This is a genomic window from Shinella zoogloeoides (genome assembly GCF_020883495.1).
In the GTDB taxonomy this organism is placed as follows: domain Bacteria; phylum Pseudomonadota; class Alphaproteobacteria; order Rhizobiales; family Rhizobiaceae; genus Shinella; species Shinella zoogloeoides.
This window is the reverse complement of record NZ_CP086611.1, coordinates 305,379-325,349: the sequence shown is the minus strand read 5'-3', so window position 1 is coordinate 325,349 and position 19,971 is coordinate 305,379. Positions and strand designations below refer to the sequence as shown.

Sequence of the window (19,971 nt, the reverse complement as noted above, 5' to 3'; positions counted from 1 at the left end):
TGCCGCCGCACACGCCTATGGAAAGCAGACCGGAATGCTGACGAAAAAGGGAAAATACGGACTGAAGGCCCTCGTGGACCTCGCGCGCCTCGCCCCGGGTGAAACGGCCTTCGTCAGCGAAATCGCGCTGCGCAACAATATTCCGAAGAAATTCCTCGACACGATCCTTCTCGAGCTGCGCAATGCCGGCATGCTGCGCTCGAAGAAGGGGCCGGGCGGCGGCTATTCGCTGTCGCATCCCGCCTCCGAGATCCGCATCGGCCACGCCATCCGCGTGCTCGACGGGCCGCTTGCGCCGATCCGCTGCGCAAGCCGCACGGCCTACGAGGCCTGCGAGGACTGCGCCGATCCGGAAGGCTGTCAGGTCCGCCGGGCGATGACCGAGGTGCGCGACGCCATCGCCTCGATCCTCGACACAATGACGCTCGAACAGTTCGTCGCCGTGCCCGGGGCATCCGCCATGATCGAGGACGAGGCGCTGGAACAGCGCGCCGGCTGAGGCGAATGACCTGCCGCGCGGCAGGCCAACCTCACACCTGCACGGGAATCGCCTTCTGCCCCTCGATGCCGAAGACGCGGCGATAGCGTTCGATTTCCGCCGGCGCGCCGGTCGCCTTCAGGGGATTATCCGAGAGCTTGACGGCCGGGCGGCCATTGGCGCTCGTCACCTTGCAGACCAGCGAGATCGGATCGAGGCGCGTCCCGCCATCCGGGTCGCAGCCGCGGAAATCGTTGGTAAGATTGGTGCCCCAGCCGAAGCTCATGCGCACGCGGCCATGGAAATGCCGGTAGGTCTCCTCGATCGTGTCGACATCCATGCCATCGGAAAAGATCAGCAGTTTTTCACGCGGATCGCGCCCCTTGCCGCGCCACCACGCGATGATCTGTTCGCCGCCGGCAATCGGCGGCGCGCTGTCCGGGCGAAAGCCGGTCCAGTCCGCCACCCAGTCCGGCGCTTGGGCGAGGAAAGCGGTGGTGCCGAAAGCATCGGGCAGGGCAATCAGCAGGTTGCCGTTATAGTGCTGCCGCCACTCCTCCAGCACCTGATAGGGCGCGCGCGCCAGCGCCTCGTCGCCGTCCGCGAGCGCAGCGGCGACCATTGGCAGTTCATGCGCATTAGTGCCGATCGCCTCGAGATCGGCATCCATGGCGAGCAGCACGTTGGAGGTGCCGATAAAGCGCTCTCCAAGCCCCTCCTTCAGCGCCTCCACGCACCAGCGCTGCCAGAGGAAGCCATGCCGCCGCCGCGTGCCGAAGTCGGAAATGACCAGATCGGGCAACTGCCGCAACCGCTCCACCTTCTCCCAGAGCCGCGCCTTGGCGCGGGCATAGAGCACATCGAGCGCAAAACGCCCCCGGTCGCGCATCGCCGCGCGCGACTTCATTTCGTTGATGATCGCAAGCGCCGGAATCTCCCACATGGACGTATGCGTCCACGGTCCGTCGAAATGCAGCTCATACTGCCCATCCACCTTGCGCAGGTCGTATTCCGGTAGCTGGAAGGCCGCGAGCCAGGCGATGAAATCCGGGCCGAACATGCGCGCGCGGCCATAGAAGCTGTTGCCGGCAAGCCAGATTAATTCCTTCTTGGTGAAACGCACGCTGCGGGCATGGTCGAGCTGCGCACGCAGCTCCCCCTCGTCGATGATATCGGCCAGCCGCACGCTCTTCGTGCGGTTGATCAGCGAAAAGGTAGCGTTCACATCGGGATGAAGCTGCCGGATCATCTGGAGCATCAGCAGCTTGTAGAAATCCGTGTCGAGCAGGCTGCGCACGATCGGGTCGAGCCGGAAATTGTGGTCGTAGGTACGGGTCGCGATATCGTTGACGGCCATGCCTGCTCCTGCTTCGATGCTGTCCTTCAGCCTTTCCCGCCCGCAAGCGGCCGGCAGGCCCGCAGCCTCGTTGATCGAAACGCCGATTGCAAGCCGAATGGGCCATCCATGCCCCCGACAGGATAGGTCGAACTTCCGGCAGGCGGTCAGCCATGATAGAAGCCCCGTGATTTTCGAAGAGCAGGGCCGCCATGAGCAGGCCGCAGAACTTTCACCGTCTCGCAATGCCACGGAGGACGCCTTGAACGACAACAATGTTCTGAAATTCGAGCCACGGAAGCCGAAGCAGGAAAACAAGCCTGCCGCGTCGGGTCCGAAAAAAAGGCTACTCTGGCTCGCCGTCGCCGCGGTGATCGTGCTCGCCTGGGCCTACTATCAGTTCATCGCACCGCAGACGTTGTAATGATAGGCGGCAGGAATGCCGCATGGCAAAGGTGATGCCGTATCGATGATTGTGTCACCAGGTCCAGTCCTTCCGGCGAACGGTTTATAGAAGCGTGTCACCGCTTATCGGGAAGCACTAGGAGATACTACGTCCACGCTAAGCGAGCGGCAACGGCACATCAACCGGGTCCTGGCGTTGAAAAGGACCTAATGCGCTTCACGCCACTTGGCAGCCGCAGGTTTCGCCTATCGTCAATTGGCCCTGCAGCGGTTCGTGCCGCCGGTCAGTCGAGCCGCAATCCTCTATGGCGTTGAAAACCTCGACCGCGAGCCGGCGCAGGGGAAGGGCGATGGTCGTTATGCGGGGTCTGCCCTGAAGCGCCTCGGCTATGCCGTCGAACCCAACCAGCGCGACATCGCCCGGGATGCTTTTACCTGCCTCGGCCGCTGCCCTGAGCACCGACAGAGCCTGTTCGTCGCTTGTCGAGAAAATCGCTCGCGGACAACGGTCGCCCATCATCAGGTCACGAATCTGCCTTGCCGCCTCCAATCGGGACGCGGCGACATAGTGTACGCGCCCCTTTGTCGACAGGCCGGCCTCGCTCATCGCCGCCTCCCAGCCGCGCCGGCGATGTCCGAACGGGCCGAAGTCGCTTGGCCCCGCCAGACAATGGATATCTTCGTAGCCATGAGCGATCAGATGCCGCGTGGCCGTAATCCCCCCGCCGAAATCGTCGAACAGCGCCGCGGTCAGCCGGCTCTTGGCCGGGGCAGAATGAACGTAGATGATCGGGCAACCATCGACCACGAATTCGTGCTCGTTCACGCTGGCTACGAAAACGGCCCGGACCCGCCAGTCCGCAAGGGCGCGCACATAATCCAGCTCGATCGAGGCGTCATGCGATGTGTTGCCCAGCATCGTCAGATAACCCCGAGCACGCCCTTCTCTTTCAAATTCACCGGCAAGTTCGGCAAAGAAAGGGTTGGACTGGTCCGGCACCAGAAGCCCGACGAGGTTCGAACGCCCCGCCGTCAACGCGCTCGCAACAGGATTGCGCCGGTAATTCAACTTCTCCATCGCCTGTTCGACGGCTATCCGCGTGGTTTCCGATACATTGCGCGGCCCGCCGTTGAGAACATAGCTGACGACGGCCGTCGAAACCCCGGCCTCCGCGGCAACGTCGGACAACGTCGCCCGCCGTGCGATGCCGCGCGCCTTTCCGCCAGTTCTTTCCTTACCTGCAACCAAGGGTGAACCTACGCCTTCCATCCGCCGTTGTCATTCGCTCGCGTGAAGCCGTGAGCGCTGTTCTCTTAAAGCAGGCCCATTGTGCCTGCCGCAAAATTCATCACGTCTAGATAGCATGGAACGCCGGTGCGAACAGCGCCTCGACCATTTCCACGCCTGCCATCCGAAGAGCAGAAACCGTCACCGGCCGGTGTCAACGGCGGAGTAAAAACCGGCCACGGGGCGGAGCAAAAGTCGGCCACTGTGGCGCCGGCCTGAGACGGCCGGGAGGGCGTAGCCCGAGCGGGGGTCTCAGGCCGGCGCGGCGATTTTTTGAGAGTAGTTTTAGCCGGCCTTTCGGGCTCGACTTTGAGCGAGGCGATAGCTGTCGCCGTTCATCTCGAGGATGTTGACGTGGTGGGTAACGCGATCGAGCAGAGCGCCGGTCAATCGTTCGGACCCCAGGGTTTCCGTCCATTCGTCAAATGGAAGATTGCTGGTGATCAGGGTGGCCCCGCGCTCGTAGCGTTGCGAGATCAGCTCGAACAGCAATTCCGCGCCGGTCTTTGACAGCGGCACAAAGCCCAGCTCGTCGATGATGAGCAGCTTGTAGCCGGCCATCTGTTTCTGGAACCGAAGAAGACGCCGTTCGTCGCGGGCCTCCATCATCTCGCTGACCAGGGCGGCCGCTGTCGTGAACCCGACGGACAGGCCTTTCTGGCACGCGGCCAGGCCGAGACCGAGCGCGACATGCGTCTTACCCGTGCCGCTCGGGCCCAGCGCAATGACGTTCTCCCGGCGCTCGATCCATTCACAGCGGGCCAGTTCCAGCACCTGCATCTTGTTCAGCTTGGGGATGGCTGTGAAGTCGAAGCTGTCGAGGCTTTTGACGATCGGGAATTTAGCCGCCTTGATCCGACGTTCGACCTTGCGGCGGTCCCGTTCGATCATCTCCCGTTCGGCAAGCCGGAACAGGTATCCGACATGATCGACGCCTTCGGTGGCGCATAACCGGGCCAGCTTCTGGTGCTCGCGCTGGAAGGTCGGCAGCTTCAGGGTCTTGAGATAGTGGGCGAGCAGGATGTCGGGTGCTTCGGTGCTCATGCCGCCTCTCCCGCATCAGACGACAGGAGGCGCATATACGCTTTCGCTGAGGTCTTCTCGACCGTCGCCCGCGGCAGGTAGGGATAGATCGACAGATCCAACCGCGGTGGCCGGCGCTCGACCCGGCACAGGATCAGATGCTTGACCGCATCGAAGCCGATCGCACCGAGCTGTATCGCCTGCTTCACGGCCGCATGCAGGTCCGCAAGGTCGAAGCTCTCCAGCAGGCGCAGAACCTGCACGTATTCCCGTCGGCCATGCTTTGCCATGCGGCCTTCCATCAGGCGGCGCAGCGTCGCGAACTCGTCCGGCAGGTTCCAGCCCTGGAGTGGAGCCGCCTGATCCAGCGCATTGATCTTCTGCTCGATCAGCGGCAGATAATGAACGGGATCGAAGACGACGTCTTCCCGTTCCCAGCATCGCGGATGACGGGCAATGATCTCGCCGCGGCAGCCGATCACCACCTCATTGACATAGCCCCGGACCCAGACGTCCTGATGGCCATAGGCGACCGGTACGGAATAGTCGTTGGTCTTGTAGCGCACCAGCGACTGGGCTGTCACCCTGGCGCTGGCCTGGTCGCAGGCATCGAAGGGAGACGCCGGTAACGGACGCATGGCCGCCAGATCACGCTGTAGCCGCTCCCCGATTGTCTCACTCTCACCGCGCAGCTTGTCGCGCTGGCGTTTGCGGCACTGCTCTTCCAGAAAGGCGTTGAACGCATCCCATGTCGCAAACTGCGGGATCGGCACCATAAAATTACGTCGGGCATAACCGACGAGTCCCTCGACATTCCCTTTATCGTTGCCCTTTCCCGGACGGCCATAGCGATCCCGGATCAGGTAGTGGGACAGGAAGCCGCTGAACAACGCCGCCCGCTTGCGTGTGCCGTCGGGCAGGATCTTGGCCACCAGGCAACGGTCATTGTCATAGACGATCGACTGCGGCACGGCCCCGAAGAAGGCGAATGCATGGATGTGGCCGTCGACCCAGGCCTCGGCCACCGCCGCAGGATAGGCCCGCACGTAGCAGCCGTCGCTATGCGGCAGATCCAGCACGAAGAAACGCGCCTTTTGCTCGACGCCGCCGATCACCACCGTCGCCTCGCCAAAGTCGGCCTGCGCATGGCCGGGCGGATGCGACAACGGCACGAACACCTCCTGCCGACGCTGATCCCGCTCGCGTATGTAGTCCTTGATGATCGTGTAGCCGCCGGTGAAACCGCACTCATCACGCAGGCGGTCGAACACACGCTTGGCAGTATGGCGTTGCTTTAGCGGCATCTTCAGATCTTCGTCGAGCCAATGCTCGATCGTCGAAACAAACGCATCCAGCTTCGGACGCCGGATCGGTGATCGACGCTGATAGCCGGGTGGTGTCGAATAGGCCAACATCTTGGCCACGGTCTCTCGCGAGATGTTGAAATGCTTCGCGGCCTGACGCTGCTTCATCCCTTCCGAAACAGCCAGGCGAACCCTCAAATAAAGTTCCACGGTGTAGATCCCCTGTCCCTCCTGCGATCATTGCAGAAAGGAAATAGGTGGCCGGATTTTACTCCGCCCGCAGCAGCATTATGCCGCCGCTACCGTGGCCGACTTTTGCACCGCCGCTCTCACAGGCCATGTCATGCGCGGTCACGCAATGATAGCCGCTCAGTTCCGGCCATTCCTTGTCGATGTAAACGTTGCGCCGGACCTCACGGAAAATCGTCGAGCGATGGCGTCCAAGCTTCTCCGCGATGGTGTCAATACTCAGACCAGCATGACGCCAGCGGGCGATCCTGCGGCGTTCATTTAGGTCTATGTGGGAGTAGGTGCGTTTCATGGCAGCGTCCTTGCGGTTGATAACCCATTGGCATCATTCGCAAGTCGCACTTCAAACTTGAACCCACCCGGCTACACCGATGGATCGCATAAGCTAAATTATGGAACCAACTGAACCGCCCCGGCTTTACCGGAGACCGTTTGGCTTAAGTTATGCGGCCATGGCTGGTGCGTCCAGCATGGCGTAGTATCGTTCTTCGGCCTCGGCTGGCGGTATGTTGCCGATGGGCTCCAGAAGGCGGCGGTTGTTGAACCAATCGACCCATTCGAGCGTGGCGAACTCCACGGCTTCGAAGTTGCGCCATGGTCCTCGCCGATGGATGACCTCGGCCTTGTAAAGACCGTTGATCGTTTCGGCGAGAGCATTGTCGTAACTATCACCAACGCTTCCGACAGACGGCTCGATGCCTGCCTCCGCCAGCCGTTCGGAATAGCGAATGGATACGTATTGCGAGCCGCGGTCGGAATGATGAACCAGCCCACTGCGTTTGACGGGCCGCCGATCATGAAGCGCCTGGTCGAGGGCATCAAGCAAAAAGCCCGCATGGGCCGCCCGGCTTGCCCGCCAACCCACGATACGGCGAGCGAAGGCATCAATGACGAAGGCCACGTAAACGAAGCCCTGCCAAGTCGCGACATAGGTGAAATCGGATAACCACAGCATGTTCGGCGCGGGAGCGAAGAACTGTCGGTTCACCCGGTCTAGCGGGCATGGAGCGGACTTGTCCGACACGGTGGTTTTGACTGGCTTGCCGCGAATGACGCCTTGAAGCCCCATCATTCTCATAAGCCGAGCGACGGTGCAGCGGGCAACGTCGTAACCTTCTCGCTGCAACTGCCGCCAGACTTTGCGCACGCCATAGACCTGGAAGTTCTCGTTGAACACCCGGCGTATCTCGATCTTCAGGGCCATGTCGCGTCGGGTGCGGGCCGATAGGCGGTCCACGTCCGTGCGTTTGGCAACGACCTCATAGTAGGTGGACGGGGCAATCGGCAGCAGCCTGCAGATCGGCTCGACCCCGAGCACCGAGCGGTGTGCATCGATGAAGGAAATCATCGCTTCAGTGGGCGGTCGAGCTCCGCCTGGGCAAAATACGCAGAGGCCTTGCGTAAAATCTCATTCGCCTGACGAAGCTCCCGGTTCTCCCGCTCCAAAGCCTTTATCTTCTCCGCCACGTCACTCGGCAAACCTGCACGCTTGCCGCTGTCGACCTCGGCCTTCTTCACCCATTCATTGAGCGTATGCGCCGAGCAACCGATCTTGGCCGCTATGGAAGATACAGCCGCCCACCGGGAAGGATGTTCGGCTTCATGATCGGCCACCATTCGAACGGCGCGGGCGCGGACTTCAGAAGAAAATTTGTTCGTCGTCTTGCTTGTCATAGACCCTACTTCTCACGAGTTGGGGTCTCCGGCAAAGCCGGGGCGGTTCACAACCACCGTTTTACCCTCCCATGAAGTGGGCCGCTTCAATTCGCCAACGAGAAGTCACGCTCGTCAGTCCGTCTGAAATGTAACGGTTCTGGTCAACGATCTGGATCGACGTGTGTAAGTCCACGCTTGAGCCGTCGGCACTCAAGCAGATCATCATCCCTGTCGTCCGCTTGCAACCGTTGGATCGGACCATGCTCCACATCGCGCCAAGCTCATGGGACAGAGCTCATCATCCTTGACGGCGATCTTATCAGCAAGATTGTTGCAGCCTCCCCACAATTCTTAGATCGCCATCATACATTGAGACTCTAGGGGTGAGCATGACCACTCTCATACATTGCAAATTTACTCCATCAAGCTACGATACACAACCAAACGAGGTACAGACTCGCGCTCACCACATCGGAATAAACTGCAAAATTAGGTAGTTCAGAGGAGGGGATATGGCCGAAACTCGAGACGATCTTCGTGCGGAATACGCGATACTGCAGACAAATTACGAAGCTATCGACGGCCGTATCATCTCAATGAAAGGTTGGCTTGTACCGCTTCTCTCGGCGGGGCTAGGCTTGGGGATCAGGGACCAGTCCATCGGTCTACTGCTCGCCACGGGGCTTGCATGTCTTTGCGTTTGGGTATTGGAGGGAATTTGGAAGAATTTCCAATGGTGCTATTCTGATCGCATCCGTCTGCTAGAAGGTGTCTTCCGCGGTGAAGCGGATTCCAGCACGATAGCGCCCTTTCAAGTCCACAGCAGTTGGGGCAGAAAATACACTGAGTATCAAGCTGACGCGAAGTTGTGGCAAACAATGAAACGACCGTTTGTTTGCATCCCTTATCTGCCGGTTTTAGCGGCTTGTATTGCTGCGGTCATTTGGGTGCTGCTCACACCATAGCTAGCCAACGCTGACCTTCGACGTAAATTCCTGAACGCAACATGGGTCTTGCGAACATCTGCAACAACAGCACCAGGCGTAATAAATCCCGCTGAGCAACACAGAGGCAAATAGCGGCTGCGCAACAGCCCCGGCCGCGCTCTCTCGAGTTATTTGGCAGCTATCTGTCGCGCGTAGGCGGATGGCCGCGCTGTCGTGCTTGCTCATCCACCACGGGCGAGATATGCGCCTGTGTCACGCCCAACGCTATCCCCCGAAGAGCCGCCCCATGACCGTCGTCGCTTCCTACATCTACCGTGACGGCAAACGTGCCGAAGAGGTTGCGCTTGCGGATGAACCCTTCGCCGCCGAGGAAAACGCCTTCGCCTGGATCGGCCTGACGGAGCCGACCGAGGAGGAGATGGGCAAGCTCAAGGCGATGTTCGGCCTGCATCCGCTCGCTGTGGAGGATGCGCTGCGGGGCCGGCAGGTGCCGAAGGTCGAGGTTTACGGCGAAGAACTCTTCGTCGTCGTGAAGACGGCGCATCTTGAGGCCGACAAGATCGTTTATGGCGAAACTTGCATCTTCGTCGGCCGGCATCATATCGTCACGGTCCGCCATGGCTCGGCGCGCACGCATACGGAACTGCGCCGCCTGCTGGAGCAATCGCCGCAGATGCTGCGGCACGGACCGGACTATGTCCTGCACGCCATCATCGACTTCATCGTCGACGGCTACCTGCCGATGGTCGAGAAGATCGAGGACAGCGTTCTTGCGCTCGAAAAACACATGCTGATCTCCTTCCTCGAGCGCGAGCAGATCCGCCGCATCTTCCGCATGCGCCGCCAGGTGATCCTGTTCCAGCGCGTGCTCGGGCCGATGGCGGAGGTGGCCGGGCGGCTCACCCATCTGGACCTGCCCTGCATCGACGAGAACGCCCGCCCCTATTTCCGCGACGTGCTCGACCATGTCAAACGGGTGGAGACGATGATTGCCGGCCTGCGCGACGTCATCACATCCGTCTTCGAGGCGAGCAACCTGCTCGAACAGCAGCGCCAGGGCGTCATCACCCGCCAGCTTGCCGCCTGGGCCGCCATCTTGGCGGTTCCGACGGCGATCGCGGGCCTCTACGGCATGAACTTCCGCAACATGCCCGAACTGGAAACCCGCTACGGCTATTTCATCGTGCTCGGCGTCATCGCCGCCCTCTGCGGCATTCTCTTCGCCCGCTTCAAGCGGGCCGGCTGGCTTTGACCGCCAGAAGGTCGGCGATCAGGCCGAGGGGATGACGGACGTCCCGTTCCGCCAGACGCTCGCTCTGGCAACGGCAGGAAAAGCCCGTCGCCACCACCGTCTTGCCGTCCTTCACATGACCGGCCCACGAAAGCGCAAAAAGGCTCTTCGAAATGGCCTGATGGCGCTTCTGGTGGCCGAAGAGGCCCGCCATGCCGCAGCAGCCGGTCTCGGGCGCGGCAAGCTCCACGCCGAGCGCGGCAAAGACCGCCTGCCAGCCGGCGCGCGCGCCCGCATCCCCCGTCGTTTCGGTGCAATGGCTGAGCAGCGTGACGGCCTCAGCGCCGGACGCCGCCCTCGGCATTGCCCTGCCCGCCGCAATCTCGCGGGCCAGGAACGCTTGCGGCAGAAGCACCTCCGGCAGGCGGATGCCGGCCTTCGCATAGTCCTGCCGCAGCATCATGACGAAGGCCGGGTCGAGGCCGATCATCGGCACGCCGGAGCGCGCCGCCTGCGCCAGCGCCGCGGCAAGCCGCCCCGCCATGGCGCGAAAGCCCGGCATGTCCCCGAGATTAAGCGCGGCCTTGCCGGCCGGCAGCATCTCCACGAAGAGCGGGCGATAGCCGAGCGCACGCAGCCCGGCCGCCACATCCCGCTGCACCGCCGCGTCGAAGAGCGACGTGAACCAGTCCTGCCAGACGAGAACCGTGCCTTCCGGCAGGGGGCCGCCGAGATCGGCGATCGCGATGCGCTCCAGCCCCGGCACGGAACCGGCAAGCCGCTCCGGCAGGTCGACCGCCGCCATCAGGCCCGCTGCGACGCGGCGCAGCAGCGGCCAGAGCGGCCCCAGCACGCCCGCCAGCTTCACCTGAAACAGGCTCATCCTCTCGGCAAGCAGCGTCAGCCGGTCGGCCAGCGGACGCGCATTGCGTGCATAGTAATCTGAGTAAAAGGCGGAGCGCATCTGCGGGATATCCACCTGTACGGGACAGGTCGAGGCGCAGGCCTTGCAGCCGAGGCAGGTGTCCAGCACACCCAGCAGGTCGGCTTCATCGACACCCTCCCCGCCCGCCGTCTTCGCCGTCTTCCAGGCGCGCAGCGCATCGGCGCGGCCTTTCGGCGAATGGCGCAGGTCCGCGCTCGCCTTGAAGGAGGGGCACATCGGCGTCGTCGCCTGATAGCTCAGGCATTGCGCATTGCCATTGCAGCGGAAGGCCTTTTCCAGCGCGTCGCCCTCGGGCGCATTGAAGGGCCGGAAGGGCGTGGTGGCGATCCCCATCACCGCGCCCTCGCCGCCCACCAGCTTGCCGGGGTTGAAGCGCGCCTTGGGATCGAACGCCGCCTTGACGCCCTGAAGGGCTGCATAGGCCTCCGGGCCGATCCACTCGCGCAGATAGGCGCCGCGCACACCCTTGCCGTGCTCGCCCCAGAAGATACCGCCATGCTTGCGCGTCAGCGCGAAGACGCCATCCGAGACGGCGACAAGCTTCTCCCGGTCGGCGTCCGCATCGATATCGAGCGCGGGACGGATATGCAGGCAGCCGACGTCCACATGGCCATAGATGCCGAAGCCAAGACCGTGCGAGGCGATGAGGGCGAGGAAATCGTCCACGAAGGCCGGCAGGTTCTCCGGCGGCACCACGCAGTCCTCCACGAAGGCGACCGGCCGCGCCCGGCCATCCACCTTGCCGAGCAGCCCGACGCCCGCCGAGCGGATCGCCCAGAGCGCGCGGATTTCCGCCTTGTCCGCGGCCACATGCACGGCGCCCGCGCCGTCCAGCGTGGCAAGCCGGGCGCGGCAGGCAGCAAGCCGCGCCTCGAGAAGCCCGGCATCCGACCCGTTGAATTCCACGAAGACATAGGCGACGCGCGCATCGCCCTTCGGGCGCAGCCCTTCCGGCAGACGCTGGAGAATGCCGGCCTCCTGCGCGAGCTGCTGCACACGTTCGTCCATGACCTCGATGGCCGTCGGCTCGTCCTGCATCAGGGGCGTTGCGGCCGCCAGCGCCTGGCGGAAACTGTCGAAGCCGACGACGATCAGCCGCTTTTCCGGCTCGATGGGAAGGAGCTTCACGCGGATGCGCGTGATCGGGCCGAGCGTGCCCTCGGAGCCGGGAAACAGCCGCCACCATTCGAAGCCGCCTTCCGGCGGACAGGCCCGCTCGAGGTCGTAGCCGGTGAAGCGGCGGTTGAGCTTCGGTGTATTGGCGACAAAAGCCTCCCGCCCGGCGCGGGCCGCGGCCTCGGCGGCCGCCAGCATCGGCCGCGCCCAGTCCGGCGTCGGCTCGAACGAGGCGAGACAGCCCGCCCCGCGCGCGATCTCCACCCCGGCAAGATTGTCCGAGGTCTTGCCATAGACGCGCGATCCCTTGCCGGAGGCGTCGGTCGAGACCATGCCACCGACGGTGCAGCGCGTCGACGTCGAGGTCTCGGGCGCGAAGAACAGGCCATGTGGCCGGAGCCTGTCATTGAGGTCGTCGAGCACGATGCCCGGCTCCACCTCCGCCCACCGCTCCGCGACATCGACGGCGACAAGCCGGTTCATGTGCCGGCGGAAATCGATCACGACGCCGCTGTTGAGGCTCTGGCCGTTGGTGCCGGTGCCGCCGCCGCGGGCGGTCAGCGCTATGGCGTCGAAGGCCGGCTCCTCCAGCACACGCATCAGACACACGACATCCCCGGCATGGCGCGGCGCGACGATCAGGTCCGGCACGATGCGGTAGACCGAATTGTCGGTGGACATGGCGGCGCGCAGCGCACTGTCCGTCTCGATCTCGCCGCTGAAACCGCCGGCGCGCAGGGCAGCCGCAAGATCGTCGATACGGTTCTTCGCCGGAAATTGCATGAGGGTTCCTCTCAAAGGCTCGCGTCCCCTTGAACCATGGAAGTCATGTTCGTAGAATTAGAAAATCATGAAGATAAATTCTGATAATTCGAACATAAACCTTCGGCATCTGCGGGCCATCCACGCCATCTGGCAGGAAGGCTCCTTCGTACGGGCGGCCGAAACGCTCGGCGTTGTGCCCTCGGCTCTCACGGAAGCCGTGCGGCAACTGGAGGAGAATGCCGGCCACGCGCTCTTCGACCGGCGCCTGCGCCCGCCGCAGCCGACGGCGCTCGGCCTGCAATTCCTGGAGGAGACCCGGCCGCTGGTGGAGGGGCTGGACCGGGCGATGCAGCGTCTTCGCGGCGGGGCGCGGCTGGCGCATGGCTCGCTCGCCATCGGTGCGTCGCCCTCGGCGATCTCGGGGCGGGTCGCCCCTGCCCTCGCGGCGTTCCGCAAGGCGCATCCGGCCGTGGCCGTCACGCTTTACGACGATATCGCCGAACGGCTCGCCACCCTCGTTTCCGATGGCGTGCTCGACCTTGCGATTGCCGGCCGGGCGGGAACTTCGCCGGATCTCGCCCAGGTCGAAATCGGCCGCGACCCGTTCGGCCTCGCCTGCCGGGCAGATCATCCGCTGGCGCTTCGCGGGGGAGCCATCCGCCTTGCGGATATCGATCCGCAGGACCTCATCCAGCTCGACGGCGACACCGGGACCCAGCGCCTGCTCGCCGGCCATGCCGGCCTGCCGGAAGCCTTCCTCGCCGGCAATCTCAGCGCCCGCTCCACCGTCGCCCAGCTTGCCCTGGTGCGCGCCGGCGTCGGCGTCGCACTCCTGCCGCGCGAAGCTGTGCTGCTCTTCGCCGATCCGGCGCTCGCCTTCGTGGCCGTCGCCGACCTCGACCTCACGCGCAGCCTCTATCTGCTCCAGCCGGCCCGGCGGCCCGCCTCACCGGCGGCCGAACGCTTTCTCGCCCTGCTCTAGAAAGGCGCGCAGCGCTTACGACGGCCGGCGGGCGGGAACCGGCACGTCCACGGCCTTGTCGTCGGCCCAGGTGCTGATCGCATGGACGCCGCCCGGCAACTGATCCTGCAGGTAGGTCTCGTGCCCCGGCAGGCCCATCGGGTAGAGCGCGTCGCGGCTGGCCTCGTATTCGGCGCTCTTGTCCGTACACAGGCGGATACGCATGTCCTCGGGCGCGACGTCACGCCGGTTCGCGACATTCTCCACGCTGCCGCCACCGGCGGGCAGCTTGCCGTCGAAGGCCTGCGTCAGGAATTGTGCGGAGCGCTCGTTGCGCTCCCGCTCCGTCGTCGCGCCCAGCACGACGACCATCACGCGCCGCTCGTTGCGCTCGGCAAGACCCACGAAGTTTCGCCCCGATGCGCAGAGGAAGCCGGTCTTCATGCCGACCGTGCCGTTGAAGCGGGTCAGCAGTTGGTTGTTGGACTTGATCTCCTTGCCGTCGATCGTCACCGCCGAGGCCTGGAAGAAACGGCGGTATTCGGGGAACGCCCGGTCCACCTCCATGCCGAGCAGCGCCAGGTCGCGCGCGGTCGTGTAGTTCTGCTTGTCGAACAGCCCATTGGGATTGGTGAAGCGGGTGCCGTTGAGGCCAAGGCGGGTGGCGGCATCGTTCATGCGCTGCACGAAGGCCTTCTCATCCGGCGCGACAGCCTCCGCGAGCGCCACGGCGACATCATTTGCCGAGGCCGTGAGCATGGCGAAAAGCGCATCTTCCAGCGTCATCACCCGCCCGAAGGTCAGGCCGGATTCCAGAAAGGCCTGTTTCGTGGCGTTGCGCGTCATGGTGACGGGCGTCTTCAGGGTCACTTCACCGGCGCGCAGCGCCTCGAACACGACGAAGGCCGACATCAGCTTGGTCGTGGAGGCCGGATACCACGGCACGCCGGCATCTTCCTGATAGAGCACCTGATGGCTGTCGGCATCCACCACCAGCACGGGGGTCGCCTGCGCCGCCGTTGCCGAGGCCAAAAGGGATGCGATGAACGCCAGTTGCTTCCATGGCCGTCCGGCCATCGTGTCTTTGGTCATGTGCCATTCTCCGGAGGAAGACGTCCTAATGGCACGATGTACCCGGCAAATTCAAGCATTCGCCCCCGCGCCAAACGGCGCAGGCGGCCACGAGGGCCGCCTGCAAGTCCGGTCTCTTCCAGCTTCCGCCGCCGAAACGGCGGAGCTGCAGACAGGGCGAACCCTTTTATCTCAAAGGGTTGCGCCGACTTCGCGCAGTTCTTTCAGAACCGGCGCCTTGGGCAGCCAGATCGCATCATAGGCGCTGATGATTTCCGCGGTGTTCTCCAGGTTCACATCGACGATCTTGATGCCGGTGTCCTTGAAGTTCTGCAGGAGCGTGGCTTCCTTGGCGACGGTCGCGTCGATCTGCTTGTCGAGTTCTTCGCGGGTCAGGCGGGCGATCAGCTCGCGGTCGGCCTCCGGAACGCCCTTCCAGACACGGCCGGAAGCGAGCGCCACGCAGGGCATGAAGATGGCGTTCATGCGCAGCATGGTCTTGGCGACCTTGTCGTAGCGCTGGTTCCAGGACAGGTCGAGGTCGGCTTCGAGGCCATCGACCTGGCCGTTGGACATTGCGTCGAACACCTGCGGCGTCGGGATCGGCGTCGGGGCGGCGCCGAGGAGCTGGTAGAAGTCGCGGTAGGCCGGCGTCGTATTGATGCGCAGCTTCATGCCTTTGATGTCTTCGATGCCGCTGGTCTCCTTGCCGGTGAAGACGACGCGCAGCGTGGTGATGCCGTAGCCGAGGCCGATGGTGCCCGTCTGGGCCGGCAGGACGTCGAGCAGCTTCATCGCGACCGGATGACGAACGAGCGCGGCGACCTTGTCCGTGCTCTTGACCAGCCAGGGCGCGTTGATGGCGGCGATCTGCGGAATACGCGAGCCGAGTTCGGCGGTCATGATCCAGCCGAGATCGAGCGCGCCGGACTGCATCTGCTGCAGCATCGCGCCTTCGTTGCCGAGCTGGTTCGACGGGAAGACCTGGATGGAGAGGCGACCGCCGGTCTCTTCGGCAAGGCGCTTGCCAACGGATTCGGCTGCCAGGTTCCACGGATGGCCCGGAGGCGTGGTGATGCCGAGGCGATAGACCTTGGCTTCCTGCGCACGCAGGATCGACGGCGCGGAGACGGCCATCGCTGCACCGAGCGAGACGCTTTTCATCAGGGTACGACGGGTAATGTTCATGGCAGGTTCCCTCTGTTTTGAGTTGGTGATCAGGCGAAGTAGGTCGACAGCGCCGGGAAGATCGACAGCAGCACCAGAATGATGCAGCAGATGATGAAGAACGGCAGCGTGACGATGAACATCTTGCCGGGCTTGGCTCCGGTCACCGCGGCGGCGATGAAGAAGTTCAGGCCGACCGGCGGGGACAGGAAGCCGAGCACGAGGTTGATCACGGCGACGACGCCGAAATGCACGGGATCGATGCCATAGACGTCGGTGGCGATCGGCAGCAGGATCGGGACCGTCATGATCAGGCCGGGCGCGCCGTCGATCACCGTGCCGATGACGAGCAGGATCACGTTGACCAGCAGCATGAAGGTGATCGGATCCTTGGCGATGGTCTGGATCCATTCCGCCACGCGCTGAGGCACCATGCCGTAGACGAGAACCCACGAGAACACGGCCGCCGCGGCGATCAGGAACAGGATGCCGGCCGACAGGACCCCGGCCTTGACGAACATGGCGGGAAGCTGCTTCAGGCTGAGATCGCCGGTCACGTAGCGCCCGACGATGACGGCGGCGACGACGCCCATGGCGGCCGCCTCGGTCGGGTTGGCAAGCCCGGTCACGATGGAGCCGACGATGATCAGCGGGATGATGAGGGTCGGCAGGGCCTTCAGCGTGATCGACACGCGCTCGCGCATCGGCAGGCTCGCGCCGCGCGGATAGTTGTAGACATAGCCCATCAGTGCGATCACCACGCAGAAGGCGACGGTGAGGATGATGCCCGGAATGATGCCGGCGGCCAGCATGGTGCCGACGGGCACCTGCGCGATGACGCTGTAGACGACGAACATGATGGAGGGCGGAATGATCGGCCCGAGCATGCCCGCATAGGCGGTGAGGCCGGCGGCGAAGGTCTTGTCGTAACCCTTCTTCACCATTTCCGGCACGATCATCTGCGACATCAGCGCGACCTGCGCCGCGGCCGAGCCGAGGATGGAGGCCACGAACATGTTGGCCAGCAGGTTCACATAGGCAAGGCCGCCCTTCATCGCGCCGACGAAGGCCATCGCCATGTCGATGATGCGCCGCGTGATGCCGCCGCCATTCATGATCTCACCGATCAGGATGAAGAGCGGAATGGCGATCAGGCCATAGCTGTCCAGCCCCATGAACATCTGGGTGGGATAGGAGGCGAAGAGGACCGTGTTGTCGCTCTGCCAGATATAGGCGGCGGCCGTCAGGCAGAGCACGATGGAAATCGGCAGGCCCACGAGCATGAGGACGACGAATGCGCCGAAGGTGAACATCAGGCGGCTCCTTCCGCGCTCGTCAGCGAAACCTGCTCGCGCTTGCGCGCAAGGCCGAGGTCTTCAAGCAGGTTGGCGGCATTGTGGACGATCAGCGTCAGGGCGAAGATCGGCAGGATGAGATTGACGACCCAGGTCGGCCATTCCAGCGTCTGGGTCCGTTCCGTGTAGAGGAAGTTGAACGTCTCGGCGGCATAGGCCTGGGCGTCGAAGCCATGCGAGGCGATGCCCACCGGGTCCAGCCAAAGCCAGCACACGACCGCAAAACCCACCGCGAAGGCCAGCGAAATGGCCGTGGCGAGCGCGCGCAGCCGGGCGACCCATTTGGGCGAAAGCTGGTCCGCAAGCAGGGTAACGGCAAAATCGATGCGCAGCCGCGTCATGACCGACGCGCCGATGAAGCCGAGCCAGATCATCGCGAAGATCGAGGCCTCGTCGATCCAGTAGATCGGCACGCGGGCAAAGCGGGTCACGACATTCACCAGGATCAGCACAAGCAGCACCGTCATGAAAAACCCGGCAAGGGCCTTTTCACCGCGCAGGATAACCTGGGATAGCTGCGTGACCCCGTCCGCCCATGTGGAGCGATCCGTCGGCGCATTCTTTGTCGACATATTGCATCCCTCTAAAATTCTTTTTGTATTTAAAATGTATACAGAGAGATCGGCTGTCAACCGTTTTCCGTGCAAATGTCAAGAAACCCGGCAATCCCCGCACCCCTGCGGCCATCGCCGCAGGCGGCCGCAGGCCTTAACCGGCTGCAAGCAATTTTAAATGTATATTAATGCAACTTTAATGATGCGCCGCCGCTTGCCGACATTTCCCTTGGTGTTTCAGCGCTTTGCCCGCAGGTTTTCATGCACCGGATCGTGAAGGTCGCCGTCCGGGCATGCTGCGAACGCCTGGGCAGGTCGGAAATGATCGCATTCATCATGCGGCTGAAGAGCCGCGCGCATTTCACCGTCGGGCCGCAGCCCGGCCTTCGCGACGCGACCTTCATCGGCACCAATGCGCGCCGCCGCAAACAGGCGCGCCAGCGCCTCGCCATCCTCATCGGCCTCTTCCTCGTCGCCTATCTCGCGCTCGGCGCGCGCCTTCTCCAGTACGGCCTCACCGAGCCGCTGCAATCGGCCGCGATCGATGCAAGCGCCCATGCCGTCGCCTCCCGCCCCGACCTCACCGACCGCAACGGCCTGCTGCTGGCGACCGATCTCAACACGGTCTCGCTCTATGCCGAGCCGCGCCGCATCCTCGACGCCGACGAGGTGGTGGAGAAGCTGGCGCTGGTCGTGCCCAACCTCGACTGGCGCGAAACGCATCGCAAGCTGCGCTCGGACAGCGCCTTCCAATGGCTGCGCCGCCAGCTCACGCCCAAGCAGCAGGCCGATATTCTCGCGCTCGGCCTGCCGGGCATCGGCTTCCGGCCGGAAAAGCGGCGCTTCTATCCGGGCGGCGCCACCGCCGCCCATATCGTCGGCCATGTCAACGTCGACAACCAGGGCCTCGCCGGCATGGAGCGCTATCTCGACCAGCAGGGCCTAGCGGACCTGCGCGCCGCCGGCCTCACCAACGACACGCGGCTCGAGCCGGTGAAGCTGTCCATCGACCTGCGCGTCCAGAACATCGTGCGCGAGGTCGTCGCCAAGGCCATGGTCGACTACGGGGCGGAAGCGGCCGGCGCGGTGATCCTCGACGTGGAAACCGGGGAAGTGCTCGCCATGGCCTCGGTTCCCGACTACGATCCGAACGAACCCTCCCGCCGCCTCGCCGATGGCAGCATCGACAAGGACTACGAGAAAGGCTGGTTCAACCGCATCAGCAACGCGACCTTCGAGATGGGTTCGACCTTCAAGAGCTTCACGCTCGCCATGGGGCTGGACGAAGGCAAGATCACGCTGAACTCCGTCGTCGACGCCTCGCGCCCGATCCGCATGGGCGGCTTCACCATCCGCGATTTCAAGGGCAAGAACCGGCCCCTGTCCATTCCCGAAGTGTTCCAGTATTCCTCGAATATCGGCACCGCCGCCGTGGCCGACATGGTCGGCGTCGATAACCACCGGCAGTTCTTCACGCAGCTCGGCCTGCTCTCCAGGCTGGAGACGGAAATGCCCGGCGTCGCGACGCCAACCCAGCCGCGCAACTGGAAGAAGATCAATTCCGTCACGATCTCCTTCGGCCACGGCGTCTCGACGACACCCTTGCAGACCGCTGCCGCAGCCGCCGCGCTGATGAATGGCGGCCACCTCATCCCGCCGACCTTCCTGCCGCGCTCGCGGGATGCCGCCCAGTCGCTCGCCACGCGCGTCCTCAAGGACACGACCAGCGCCGACATGCGCGCGCTCTACGACCGGAACGGCCAGATCGGCTCCGGCCGGCATGCGCAGGTCGAGGGCTTCCTTGTCGGCGGCAAGACCGGGACGGCCGAGAAGGTCATCAACGGTCGCTATTCCAAGACCAGCAATTTCAACTCCTTCCTCGCCGCCTTCCCCATGGACAAGCCACGCTACATCGTCCTGTCGATCATCGACGCCCCGCGCACCGGCGAGAACGGCGGGCGAACCGCCGCCTCCAACGCCGCGCCGATGATCAAGGCGATCATCCAGCGCGCCGCGCCTCTGCTCGGCGTCCAGCCGCGCTTCGCCGACGCCTCGTCCGACAGACGGCTGATCGACTACTAGATACGCATCGCGCAAACATTGTTATGCAGATGTATAA

At 63.6% G+C, this 19,971-nt stretch carries 16 protein-coding genes, 1 pseudogene and 1 other annotated feature; of the genes and pseudogenes, 6 read left to right on the top strand and 11 right to left on the bottom strand.

The window, feature by feature from the left end; translation table 11 throughout:
• Positions 1 to 34: 34 nt before the first annotated feature.
• A complete protein-coding gene (locus tag K8M09_RS21030; protein ID WP_160785907.1) occupies positions 35 to 499 on the top strand; it encodes an RrF2 family transcriptional regulator in 465 nt (154 codons plus the stop codon).
• Between the two features lie 31 nt (positions 500 to 530).
• Here K8M09_RS21030 and pncB read toward each other — a convergent pair whose 3' ends face one another.
• Positions 531 to 1,835 (bottom strand): nicotinate phosphoribosyltransferase, encoded by a 1,305-nt coding sequence (gene pncB, locus K8M09_RS21025; protein WP_160785908.1) that lies wholly within the window; start codon positions 1,833 to 1,835, stop codon positions 531 to 533.
• A 166-nt stretch (positions 1,836 to 2,001) separates the two neighbouring features.
• Between pncB and K8M09_RS21020 the strand changes: the two genes are divergently transcribed.
• A complete protein-coding gene (locus tag K8M09_RS21020) occupies positions 2,002 to 2,238 on the top strand; it encodes a hypothetical protein (protein WP_170299469.1) in 237 nt (78 codons plus the stop codon).
• Between the two features lie 198 nt (positions 2,239 to 2,436).
• Here K8M09_RS21020 and K8M09_RS21015 read toward each other — a convergent pair whose 3' ends face one another.
• The 5 genes and pseudogenes from K8M09_RS21015 to K8M09_RS20995 form a co-directional block, all read right to left on the bottom strand.
• The gene (locus tag K8M09_RS21015) at positions 2,437 to 3,489 is read right to left on the bottom strand and encodes a LacI family DNA-binding transcriptional regulator (RefSeq protein WP_160785909.1); all 1,053 of its coding nucleotides are present in this window, start codon (positions 3,487 to 3,489) and stop codon (positions 2,437 to 2,439) included.
• Between the two features lie 303 nt (positions 3,490 to 3,792).
• The gene (istB, locus tag K8M09_RS21010; protein ID WP_229341919.1) at positions 3,793 to 4,551 is read right to left on the bottom strand and encodes an IS21-like element helper ATPase IstB; all 759 of its coding nucleotides are present in this window, start codon (positions 4,549 to 4,551) and stop codon (positions 3,793 to 3,795) included.
• Complete coding sequence (gene istA, locus K8M09_RS21005; RefSeq protein WP_382379779.1) at positions 4,548 to 6,044, bottom strand: IS21 family transposase; 1,497 nt, start codon at positions 6,042 to 6,044, stop codon at positions 4,548 to 4,550. Before istA ends, istB begins: the two co-directional genes overlap by 4 nt.
• A 118-nt stretch (positions 6,045 to 6,162) precedes the next feature.
• A pseudogene (locus K8M09_RS21000) lies at positions 6,163 to 6,375 on the bottom strand (helix-turn-helix domain-containing protein); the annotation flags it as partial.
• Between the two features lie 150 nt (positions 6,376 to 6,525).
• Positions 6,526 to 7,757, bottom strand: a protein-coding gene (locus tag K8M09_RS20995; protein ID WP_160788269.1) for an IS3 family transposase whose coding sequence is annotated in 2 segments (ribosomal slippage) — positions 6,526 to 7,466 and positions 7,466 to 7,757 — 1,233 coding nt in all. Because the reading frame shifts where the segments join, the coding sequence is not laid out codon by codon here.
• Positions 7,357 to 7,473: a sequence feature (AL1L pseudoknot), on the bottom strand. It overlaps the preceding gene by 117 nt.
• Before the next feature lie 494 nt (positions 7,758 to 8,251).
• Between K8M09_RS20995 and K8M09_RS20990 the strand changes: the two genes are divergently transcribed.
• Both K8M09_RS20990 and corA read left to right on the top strand, forming a co-directional pair.
• Positions 8,252 to 8,704 (top strand): hypothetical protein, encoded by a 453-nt coding sequence (locus K8M09_RS20990; protein WP_160788143.1) that lies wholly within the window; start codon positions 8,252 to 8,254, stop codon positions 8,702 to 8,704.
• Between the two features lie 268 nt (positions 8,705 to 8,972).
• On the top strand, positions 8,973 to 9,938 hold the full coding sequence (gene corA, locus K8M09_RS20985; protein WP_160788142.1) for a magnesium/cobalt transporter CorA: 966 nt from the start codon (positions 8,973 to 8,975) through the stop codon (positions 9,936 to 9,938).
• On the opposite strand, the gene K8M09_RS20980 is transcribed toward corA, so the two are convergent.
• Positions 9,916 to 12,762, bottom strand: a complete 2,847-nt coding sequence (locus tag K8M09_RS20980; protein WP_160788141.1) for an FAD-binding and (Fe-S)-binding domain-containing protein — start codon at positions 12,760 to 12,762, stop codon at positions 9,916 to 9,918. The genes corA and K8M09_RS20980 overlap by 23 nt on opposite strands.
• 67 nt (positions 12,763 to 12,829) lie before the next feature.
• Here K8M09_RS20980 and K8M09_RS20975 point away from each other — a divergent pair, with 67 nt between their 5' ends.
• Positions 12,830 to 13,726 (top strand): LysR family transcriptional regulator, encoded by an 897-nt coding sequence (locus tag K8M09_RS20975; RefSeq protein ID WP_160788140.1) that lies wholly within the window; start codon positions 12,830 to 12,832, stop codon positions 13,724 to 13,726.
• A 15-nt stretch (positions 13,727 to 13,741) separates the two neighbouring features.
• Here K8M09_RS20975 and K8M09_RS20970 read toward each other — a convergent pair whose 3' ends face one another.
• The 4 genes from K8M09_RS20970 to K8M09_RS20955 all read right to left on the bottom strand — a co-directional run bounded on the left by K8M09_RS20970 (position 13,742) and on the right by K8M09_RS20955 (position 17,870).
• Positions 13,742 to 14,797: a D-alanyl-D-alanine carboxypeptidase family protein gene (locus K8M09_RS20970; RefSeq protein ID WP_160788139.1), complete on the bottom strand. Its 1,056-nt coding sequence runs from the start codon at positions 14,795 to 14,797 to the stop codon at positions 13,742 to 13,744.
• Between the two features lie 171 nt (positions 14,798 to 14,968).
• Positions 14,969 to 15,964 (bottom strand): TRAP transporter substrate-binding protein, encoded by a 996-nt coding sequence (locus tag K8M09_RS20965; protein WP_160788138.1) that lies wholly within the window; start codon positions 15,962 to 15,964, stop codon positions 14,969 to 14,971.
• Positions 15,965 to 15,993: 29 nt separating this feature from the next.
• Entirely contained in the window at positions 15,994 to 17,256 is a 1,263-nt protein-coding gene (locus K8M09_RS20960; protein WP_160788137.1) for a TRAP transporter large permease, read from the bottom strand.
• Entirely contained in the window at positions 17,256 to 17,870 is a 615-nt protein-coding gene (locus K8M09_RS20955; protein WP_160788136.1) for a TRAP transporter small permease, read from the bottom strand. The genes K8M09_RS20960 and K8M09_RS20955 overlap by 1 nt, the downstream gene beginning before the upstream one ends.
• A gap of 303 nt (positions 17,871 to 18,173) precedes the next feature.
• Between K8M09_RS20955 and K8M09_RS20950 the strand changes: the two genes are divergently transcribed.
• Positions 18,174 to 19,934: a peptidoglycan D,D-transpeptidase FtsI family protein gene (locus K8M09_RS20950; RefSeq protein WP_160788135.1), complete on the top strand. Its 1,761-nt coding sequence runs from the start codon at positions 18,174 to 18,176 to the stop codon at positions 19,932 to 19,934.
• Positions 19,935 to 19,971: the final 37 nt, after the last annotated feature.